Source organism: Novipirellula herctigrandis (assembly GCA_007859835.1).
Classification (GTDB): domain Bacteria; phylum Planctomycetota; class Planctomycetia; order Pirellulales; family Pirellulaceae; genus Novipirellula_A; species Novipirellula_A herctigrandis.
Genome location: SJPJ01000001.1, coordinates 323,377 through 333,125, shown reverse-complemented (window position 1 = coordinate 333,125; position 9,749 = coordinate 323,377). Strand labels below are relative to the sequence as shown.

The 9,749-nt window shown below is 53.6% G+C and carries 5 protein-coding genes; 3 read left to right on the top strand and 2 right to left on the bottom strand.

The window, feature by feature from the left end; translation table 11 throughout:
- Positions 1-485: 485 nt before the first annotated feature.
- The 3 genes from CA13_RS01175 to CA13_RS01160 all read left to right on the top strand — a co-directional run bounded on the left by CA13_RS01175 (position 486) and on the right by CA13_RS01160 (position 3,604).
- On the top strand, positions 486-1,721 hold the full coding sequence (locus CA13_RS01175; protein ID WP_146403285.1) for a DUF1559 domain-containing protein: 1,236 nt from the start codon (positions 486-488) through the stop codon (positions 1,719-1,721).
- Between the two features lie 62 nt (positions 1,722-1,783).
- Positions 1,784-1,978, top strand: coding sequence for a hypothetical protein (locus CA13_RS01170; RefSeq protein WP_146394029.1), 195 nt, complete (start codon positions 1,784-1,786; stop codon positions 1,976-1,978).
- An 897-nt stretch (positions 1,979-2,875) separates the two neighbouring features.
- Positions 2,876-3,604, top strand: coding sequence for a tetratricopeptide repeat protein (locus CA13_RS01160; protein ID WP_419193801.1), 729 nt, complete (start codon positions 2,876-2,878; stop codon positions 3,602-3,604).
- 257 nt (positions 3,605-3,861) lie between these two features.
- Here CA13_RS01160 and CA13_RS01155 read toward each other — a convergent pair whose 3' ends face one another.
- Positions 3,862-7,011 carry a sulfatase-like hydrolase/transferase gene (locus tag CA13_RS01155; RefSeq protein WP_419193800.1) on the bottom strand — a complete coding sequence of 1,050 codons (3,150 nt, stop codon included), beginning with the start codon at positions 7,009-7,011 and terminating at the stop codon, positions 3,862-3,864.
- 25 nt (positions 7,012-7,036) lie between these two features.
- Positions 7,037-9,655 carry a sulfatase-like hydrolase/transferase gene (locus tag CA13_RS01150; protein ID WP_419193799.1) on the bottom strand — a complete coding sequence of 873 codons (2,619 nt, stop codon included), beginning with the start codon at positions 9,653-9,655 and terminating at the stop codon, positions 7,037-7,039.
- Positions 9,656-9,749: the final 94 nt, after the last annotated feature.

Here is a 9,749-nt window from a genome sequence, read left to right as displayed (position 1 = left end):
TTTTTTTTTGGATGTAATGCTGCCTGATCTTCAATAGCATCCGCCAACGATCGGCTGCCTCGCAAAACATTGGGTTTTCGTCCAAACGGGACGCCACTCCCCCATAACGAGATGCTAAGGGCCCATCATCGGTTGCATCGATCTGTCATCGCGATTTCCTGTCCTGCTTGATCGTGACCCGATAGCGATGACTTGCCACCAAGCAACGGTGGCCTTTGCCGCAAATGATCATATTCATGCCGCAAAAGAGCATTGTTATCTCGAATAACACTCCTATTATAAGAGATGACATGGTCTGTAGATTAGTTGCAGAGTGTGCGAGATGTTTCACAGCCCTCGCACTCGTGGATCGTCAAACCGAAGTATTCCGCAGGTGTTTTTTTCGCTGGCATTTTAGCTGGTTGCCTGTTCTTTGCCCGGTCAAGATTCCGCAAGACTTGAGGGTTGAATCCTTTTCTTAGTTCTTTGAGAGGCTTGTTATTGTGATGGTGAAATCGATGAGGCGTGGATTCACGCTAGTAGAGTTGCTGGTAGTAATCGCGATTATTGGGGTTTTGGTTGGACTGCTTTTGCCTGCCGTCCAGGCCGCTCGTGAAGCGGCCCGGCGGATGAGTTGCAGCAACAACTTCAAGCAAATTGGGTTGGCGATTCACAATTATCATTCTGCTTACAGTCAACTTCCGGTGCATGGCGGCGGGACGAAAGGCACTCATGCAGGAAGGCACGAGAGTGGCCGACGAGGCAACAATCGGCTTGAACGATCGGCCTTGGTAGCGCTCACTCCATTCTTTGAGCAGCAGGCGTTATGGGAGCAAATCAGCAACCCATTCCAGACAACGGACAGTAGCGGAGGGGTTCGAACCTACAATCCAATGGGGCCTTGGCCTGGGATGCCGCTTTCGGCTCACTTGACTTGGGGAAATTACGATCCTTGGATAACCAACATTCCAACGCTACGGTGTCCGAGCGATCCGGGGATGGGGCTTCCGGCGACCGGTCGCACGAATTACGCAATGTGCACGGGTGACTCTTGTGACACTGGATTTGGCGGTGCACTCAATCGTCTTTCCGGGGCGACGCAATCCGGTGGAACGCCCGCTATGTACACTCGTGTTCAAGCTTCGCAGCGGGGTGCGTTCGCCGTCCAGCTCGACTCGAAATTCCGCGACATCCTCGATGGATTGTCCAATACCATTTTTGCCGGAGAAATTCTGACGGATTTAGGTGACCGCGATAGACGGACTCACCTGTGCGACGATCAAGTTGGAAACATCATCAATGCGGGGGGCAATTTGCACTGCCGCGTCAGCCTGGATCCCGAGCGCCCCCTGTTTTGGGCTGACAATCCGACGCCGAACCGACTCAGGGGCAACGGTGAGCAACAACGCGGGATGAAGTGGGCTTCATTGCTTCCCATTTACACTCAAATGCTGACGATCCTGCCGCCTAACGCTGAGCTTTGTGGCAACAACTTTCACTACTCGATCGTCGTAGCCCCACCGAGTAGTCGCCATCAGGGCGGTGTGCATGTGCTGATGGGCGACGGTTCCGTCAAGTTCGTTACCGATTCAATCGAGTCCGGCGACTCGGCACGCGGTCAAGTTGGTGTTCACGCACAACACACTGACCCTCTGTCGACCCCGGGTAGCCAGAGCCCGTATGGTCTTTGGGGAGCCCTCGGAACTCGTGCCTCCAAGGAAGTTATTCAAGAGTTCCCTTGATTTTGTTTGCTTACGTGACGTGCTGTCTCTTTACTTTTGATCCTCTATCCGGATTCATCTTTATGCGAAGTTCTATCTCTCTGATCGTGGTTCTTACTTTCCTCTCGATGGCAGGTTGCGGATCGGAAACGCCGACCGTGCCGACCGACCAGAACGAAATGCAGGCCTATCTTGATGAACATCCTGAAATGATTGTCACGGATGAAGAATTGAATGCAGAACCGGAGCCCGGTTTGGAAGACGACATGGCTGAATAGTCGAGCGTAGCCGTCGATCAAATTGGTTGGAGCAAGGCGTGATGTGAATTTTCGGCCGGCCCACATTCGTGGGTCGGCGAAATGGAATCACGGTTCATAACCTGAATCACGGTTCATAACCTGAATCACGGTTCATAACCTGAATAGGTGCAGGGCCTGAATGAAGCGGCCAACCAATTAGTGACCGCGTTGCGCCGGGATTTCGCAAAGACGCACAGTCGATATGGCTATTTCATGAGATCGTTACGCCACAAAAACCATCTTATGAAGTTGCTGGCCCCCAACAAGCTTCGAGTGTGTAACGTTTTGTGCAACGAGCGTTTCAGTGTGGCCAGGATCGGTTCTGGGGTCCGTCCTACGTGCATCGCCGTGGCTGGATTCGCAAGCGATTTGAATTCTTAGCTGGCATCTTCAGCATCGATATCCGTAATGGGTATACGTTTCGTTTGCAGTTGCCACTCGCTCCGTGACAATTCGCAGTGTGCGAATAGGGACGCAATGAGCAGCTTCGACACAAAACTCGAAGTTAGCGGGCCAACGCACAAGCCACCCGCCATGCAGGTTCCACTCATGAATCGATTCGTCGCGTAGCTGAGTCTCTGAGTCGGAACAAAAATTGCTCTTTCGTTTGTTGCATGCGTACCCCAAAACGGTCACGAAACAGAGGCCAGTAACCGCCTCGGGGCTTCTCCTCACCGCACGGAGCCAATTCATGTCCAAATACGGTACTGACTTATAGGCTTCCGAAACGAAAAAACTGCATTTGCCATCACGCATACGCCGTGCAGCGAAGGTTCGCCTCCGGTCATGGTCCGGAAGGCACTGAGGGGCGGGCGCCGAAACTGTCGCAGTATTTTGTGCGGAGCGTACTCGGGTGCGAAACAGAGTATTGGGGAAATGACTGGAGCAGCGGAGATGGACATTGAACAACAGTTGCATCGGGGCAAAGAACTTGAACGCTGCGGCCAAAAACGAGAGGCGATTGACCTTTACACGAGCATACTTGCGCACCGTCCCGATTGTGCCGAGGCTTGGCAACAGCGAGGGACGCTTCGCTTTACCGTTGGTGACCAATTTGACGATGCGCTGAGCGATTTAGAACAATTCATCAGCCTGCGACCAAACGACCCGGATGCATACTGCGACCGGGGATGTCTCTATCGCTACGTGTACTTTGAGTCGGAAAAGGAGTTCCTATTGGAGTTGGCAATCGATGACTTTACCAAGGCGATTGACCTTGGAAAAGCAGATCTTGCTTGGTGCGACGATCACCTCAGCGACACGTACTTCACGCGCGGAACATGCAACCTGGACTTGAAGCGGTACGAGTGCGCAATTAACGATTTTTCTCAATCGTTGAAAGAGGCTCCTTCTTCCACCGCATTCGAATCCTTGGCGCGTGCGTACGCGGGAGTGCGGAAATATTCGGACGCGCTCCAGGCGGTACACCAAGCAATTGCGTTGAGTGACGATTGTCCCGAAGCAATTGCGCTGCGGGCTGAAATACACGGGCATCTCGGAAATGTGAGCGAGTCGGAGCGTGATCTTCAACGTGTCGAGAATCTCGGTCGCACAACTTGGTGGTCCAAATGGTGTTGCGCAATCAAGAACACCTTTTCCAGGTAGAAATAATTCAGAAGTAGGGTCCCATAAGCATTTTAACGAAAACGAAAGCGTGAGACAGGATTCTTGTCTGACGCTTTCTTTTTGGCCGCCTAGATTTGGTAACTTGCTGCCGCCATGGAGAACGACCTAGGCACTGTCTCGTAATTGATGACGGGCACGGCGTTTGCCGTACCGGTGACCCCGGAAATACGCGTGGCTACCGTCTTGCGGCTCACATAAGAGTGCGTCAATTCCGATTTACGGGACAGTGCGTAGTTTCACTCGTAGATATTTTTCATCTGCCAGGCGTCCAGGGACATTAGCTTGGCATCGTTCCCCTGGGACCTCAGTGAAACGTCAAGGCTGTCATTTCGATCCGGGTAGACTCTCGCCGTCAGGCACTGTCGGCCGTTGATGAACACTTCGACAATGCTACGGTCGATGAAGACGCGCAGCTTCAGCGGTTCGTTACTTGGCATATCGACCTGAGCTGTTTCAGGCGGGCGGCCGATGACGTCGCCCGCGATGGTCGAGCGTGATGAGTCGATAGAGACGACTGTGGGCGGCTCTGTCCGGTTACCGAGAATTCGCATGCCGCGATCGCGAAAGCACTGGATGCGTGTGACTTCCTCGCCATCGGGCGAACGCAACACGTTCAGCTCGATGGTCTGGCCAAATTGTGGTGCGAAATTCGCTACGATTTCCATCGCGTTACCCTTCACGTTATCGAGCACGACTTCCTTATTGGCGGGCAGGTTCATCTCTGCAACGTGAACGTGTTCGCCGCGCAGCGACTCGACTTCGCCCGCCGGTTCGATGTTCAATGGATTGAAGAGGCCGTTCTTTCGCAGCGTCAGATTCCGCGGTAAAGACATCATCCGATTCCAGCCGTCTGTCTTTTTACCCTCGTTAACGTTAAACACGACATTCACGCCGCCTTTGCCGTCGGGATAAGCCGAGGGAGCGTGCAGACCACAGGGGCCCCACGCACCGAAGTTGAAATCGCCGCCGTCGGAGACTAGAAACTTGTCGCGATCGGTGTCATAGTCGCCGAGCATGTACTTGCCGCCGCTCATGTGACTAAAGTGCAGCAGGATATGCTGCTTGTTTTCGCCTGTTCCGATCGGCCAAAAGTACGGACAGGCTCCATCGTCACCGGCCAAACTGTAGCGATCATTTTCCAGGAACTCGTGGAGATGTTCCCATGTGGCCAAGTCCTTTGAGCGATGGAGATACATCGAGCGAAACTGCATTCCCCCTTTGGGTCCGGCGGTCAGCGCGTAGTACCAATCGCCCTTCTTCCAGACACAAGGATCGAAGATGTTGTATTCGGGTTTCGGCTCGCCTGGCTGGGGGTAAGGGATCACTGCGTTGCCGGTCACCTTTTTCCAGTTGAGCAACAAGGGATCGCTTGATGTCGCGACCATCGTGCCGACTTCCGTCCCATGATACATCGCGATCGCGCGGTTCGTATCGTGGTCGATGTAAACCGTCCCCGAAAAACAGGCTCGCTCCGGACCGGGGTAGATGGCGTAGGGAAGGTCTCGCCAATGGATTAGGTCATCGCTGATCGCATGCCCCCAGTGCTGGCGGGGATATTCCGGCGGATAGCCCTGGTAGAACATGTGCCATTTGCCGTTCCAGTAACTCAAACCGTTCGGATCGTTAAGCCGGTGCTCGGGGCTCGTAAAGTGATAGATTGGATGATGTCGGTCTTTCAGGAGTTTTTCGCGAGACTTCCGGAATCGCTTCAGCAAAGGATTCTCCGCCAGTTGCTTTTCCTGTTCTTCAAGCGTGTCCGCAAAATGAAATCGCGGGACTGGTGAAGCATTTTTGACTGAGTCTGTTTGTTTCGAAGCGGCAGGCGTCGACTTATTCTCGTCACGCTTCTGTTCCTCGGATTTCGGCGTGCTCTGCTTAGTCGGTTCGCCACCGACGGCAGTACGAGGACGTGAAAAGCCGCTCTCGGGAAGCCCCGCTCCCGCGGTTGGCGGTTCCATGTACAGATGCGACATTCCTTTGCCGGATGATTCGTGTTTTGGAAGCCATTTGCGGTGCGCGGAGATTACCTCCGCGTGTTCCGGATCCGCGACCAAGTTTTTGTGTTCCCATGGATCATTCTCGTGATCGTAAAGTTCCTGGGCACCATCGCTGTAACGGATGTATCGCCAACGATCGCTGCGTACGGCGTGGTTACCCGGACCTTCGGTCATCAACGCCGGGCGGTCCCATTTGCGGTCAGGATTCTTCAGCAACGGTACCAGACTCACGCCATCGTTATCAGCCTTTGCCGGCAATCGAGCCAATTCCAACAGCGTCGGATAGATGTCGATCAAGCCAACCGGAGTGTCACAACGACTGCCTGGCATGGTCACGCCCGGGGCAACGATAATAAAAGGCACGTGATTGGCTTTGTCCCATAACGTGAACTTCACACAGCATTCTTTGTCACCAAGGTGATATCCGTGGTCCGACCACAGCACGATAATCGTGTTATCCGCGCGACCGCTTTCGTCGAGCTTGTCGAGTAAACGACCAACCATTTGGTCAGAGAAGTCAGCCGCTGCTTGATAACACTGGACCATGCGTCGCAGGCTTCCGACAGATCCGGGTTTCGCGGCGGTTGTATTATCCCAGATCCAGAACTCCTTTCGCACCATTCGCTTTGCCACTTCACCGACGTCGCTGAGATCTCCGTTTGGCATGTCTGGCATGACAATATTTTCCAACGGATATCGGCTGAAGGTTTCCTTCGGCGCATAGAACGGAAGGTGCGGATTAAAAATGCCAGCCGCAAGAAACAGCGGCTTGTCCCATTTCTCTTCCATGCGGGCCTCGACCCACTCGCACATATCGACATCAATCATCTTCTGATCGTGTTCACCCCAATCGAAACCAACGCTACTGAGTCGTCGGTTCGGGGGTTTCCTATACCCATTGTAGTTTTTGTTCTGGCCCGGCCCGCGGATCGGCAATTTTTTGAAGAACTGTTCGAAGTCAGGATTGTCTGGATCGCCCGCGCCGGACTTGCCATGATGAAAAATCTTCCCGGCCCCACGAGTCGCATATCCTCCATGCCGTTTAAAGTACTGTGGCAACGTGACAGCATCCGGAATGATTTGACGCCAAGCGTCGGGATTGCCATAAACACCCGAAGTGGTCGGTCTCAGCCCCGTCATAATCGCAGTCCGTGATGGATTGCAACCTGGTGACGCACAATAGGCCTTCGAGAAGAAACATCCGCGAGCGGCAAGTCGTTTCAGGTTCGGCGTCTGGATCGGATTGTCGTCATCGAACAACGTCGTCCAGTCGTTCATGTCATCGATTGCGATGAACAGAACATTTGGTTTTTCTGCCGCGGAAGCATTGATTGCGACCTGAATCGACACGGCCAATGAAAGCAGTAGGCGAAGGTATTTTATAATCATTTTCTTGTCATTGAATGTCATTGGATTAAGCGAGGTTAAACAATTTGACACGATCGAATGCCCATGACTTCACCAGCTTCCAGTCCCCTTGAACCAAAGACGACTGTGCGGGCCACACGCCCGTCGGATAATGAAAAACCATACAGTCGTTGGGACGCTTCACCAGTCCTTCACCCCGGTTGTACAGGACACTCAACATGCTGCCTCCCTCCACAACATTGGGCAACGGAATCTCAGGATTGATTAGCTCCATGCAAGTAGGTAGCAGCTCGTACGCGATGACCGGCGTACGAGAAACCGCCCCCGGTTGAACTCCAGGACCGCAGACAACAAACGGGACCCGGACGCCGCCTTCGGGAACAAACCCCTTGCTGTAACTCCGTGGCCAGGCTTTGCGCCGTGCAATCCCGTGAAGTTTGTCGTTCGATTGGTCGGAACGAATGTCGGCAAAATAGAACACGTAGGTGCGATCCGTGATCGCAAGTCGGTCAATTGCGTCTAGGATCGAACCGACACCCTGGTCGAGATCCCCATTCATCCCAGCGCATTTGCGGTCATGATGCCGTTTGCCAACCGGTATGTCTGCGAATTTCTCTGGCATCCCTACACTTGATTTGAATGTGAGATGATCCGCATCGTGTGACACCTGCAAGAAAAAGGGTTGCCCCTGTGAAACGGCCTGCTCCATGAACGATACCGATCGTTCGGTGACGTCGTACACACGCTTGGGATCATTCGGATCGTTGCTCGTATCACCATCACGGTTACCAGTGGCCCCGTCGGATTGGTCGTAGCCGCAGGCCATGGGGGCCGCGGAGACATGCCACTTGTTGCCAAAGTGGGCGGTCGTGTAATCCGGGCTGGCCTTCTTGCTTAAATTCGCGAGCGAGACTTTGGGGGCGCAATGCTGTTTCGGTGTAGGGCTATTGTGAGTGATTCGCGTTTTTGCTGGGCTGACACCGAATTGAATGCTGTGACGGGTAGGCGAACAAACGGGGGCAGGTGCATATCCACGCGAAAACCGCATGCCACCGGAGACCCGTCGATCCAGATTCGGCGTTCGGTAAAAGTCGCTCTTTGAATCGGGAATGCGCGGATCCATGGCAGTCGACCACCCATTCCAACCCTGGTCGTCGGCGAGGATCAAAACGAAATTCGGTTTGCGATTCCGTGCCGCGTCCAGCATTGCCTTTGGTTTTTTCTTAGCTTTACCGTTGTTCTTTGATTCAGCCTTTTTGCGGGGCGCACCAATCGCAGTCGTTTCGGGAAGCCCCATAAAATCCCGCAACTTGGGAAGCTCGCCCGGTTCTGAAAGCAATGGCTTGGCCGTTCCTGGTTTCACAAACCCAGCGGGCCGCGTGTCGGCGATGATCGTCGCAACATGTACATCCAAAAGCTCGCTGAGCTCATGAGAAATCTTCGGATTCTGCTTCGCAACGTTGTTTCGCTCGCCCAAATCAGTGTCCAGGTTGTAAAGCTCGGTCTTGTTGCCGATGCGAACGAGTTTCCACGGGCCGCGGCGAATGCCGTCCACTTCGTAGAAGTGAAGGTGATGAGGCGACTTGGCACCGGGCTTTCCGAGCAAAATATCCAACGCGTCCTTTCCATCAATCTTGCGATCGGTGGGAACGTCGCCACCTACAAGACGGGCAAGTGAAGGAAGCAAATCGGTAGTCACGCCGATGCCGTTTGATTCGATTCCCGCAGGGATTCTGCCGGGCCACCACGTGATCGTCGGTTCGCGCATGTGACCTTCGTATTTCGGCCCGCCTTTTCCGCCGCGAAGCGGCCCCATGCTCATACCACCGGCACCGCCATTGTCCGACGTAAAAATGACGAGGGTTTGTTGGTCAAGTTTCAGATCACGAATCTTGTCCAGAACTCGTCCAACACCGGTGTCAACCTCTTCCACATTCGCGCGATTCACGTCTCCGCCTGCCTTTCTCAGAATCTCCGGCCGAGCGAACCGTGGATGGTGCACATAGGCGTGCGGGACGTAGCAGAAGAACGGTTCGTCTTTATGATCATCAATGAATTTCACCGTGTAGTCTGTCACAACTTGACAGAGCAGCGATTGGTCTGCGCCGTCACTGACATAGGCAACGACCTTGTCTTGATGCAGCACCGGTAGCGGCGTGTAAGGCTGTTTGAAATGACGATGGCCTTTCAGATTGCCGGGCCACATGTCATTGGAGTATGGAATTCCGAAATACTCATCAAACCCTTGAGCCAACGGCATAAATTCTGTCTGATCGCCCAAATGCCATTTGCCGAAGCATCCAGTCGCATAGCCCTCGGCCTTCAGCATTTCAGCGATAGTGATTTCGGTTGGGTTCAAGCCACGTTCTTCGGCCGGAAAGCAAACGTCGCCATCCATTCCGATTCGCGACGCGTAGGTGCCTGTCATCAATGCAGAGCGAGAAGGCGTGCAAGCGGTGTTTGCGACATAGAATTGCCGCAGCACGTTTCCTTCCCTTGCCATCTGATCGAGATTCGGCGTTTTGTTGACTTGATTGCCAAAGGGACCAATGTCGCCGTAACCCATATCATCAATGAAGAACAGCACGATGTTGGGAGGTTCGGCGGCGTCAATAGATGAAACCGTTAGCAATGCCATTGCGAAGCCGACTAGAAAGATCTTCATGAGGGGCATGTCTCGCTTTTGATGAACCTGTCTGGAGCAGTGCTTCGTTTGTGGCCAGGATTTGAAGTCGTCTGGCACAGACAAAAAAATGCCC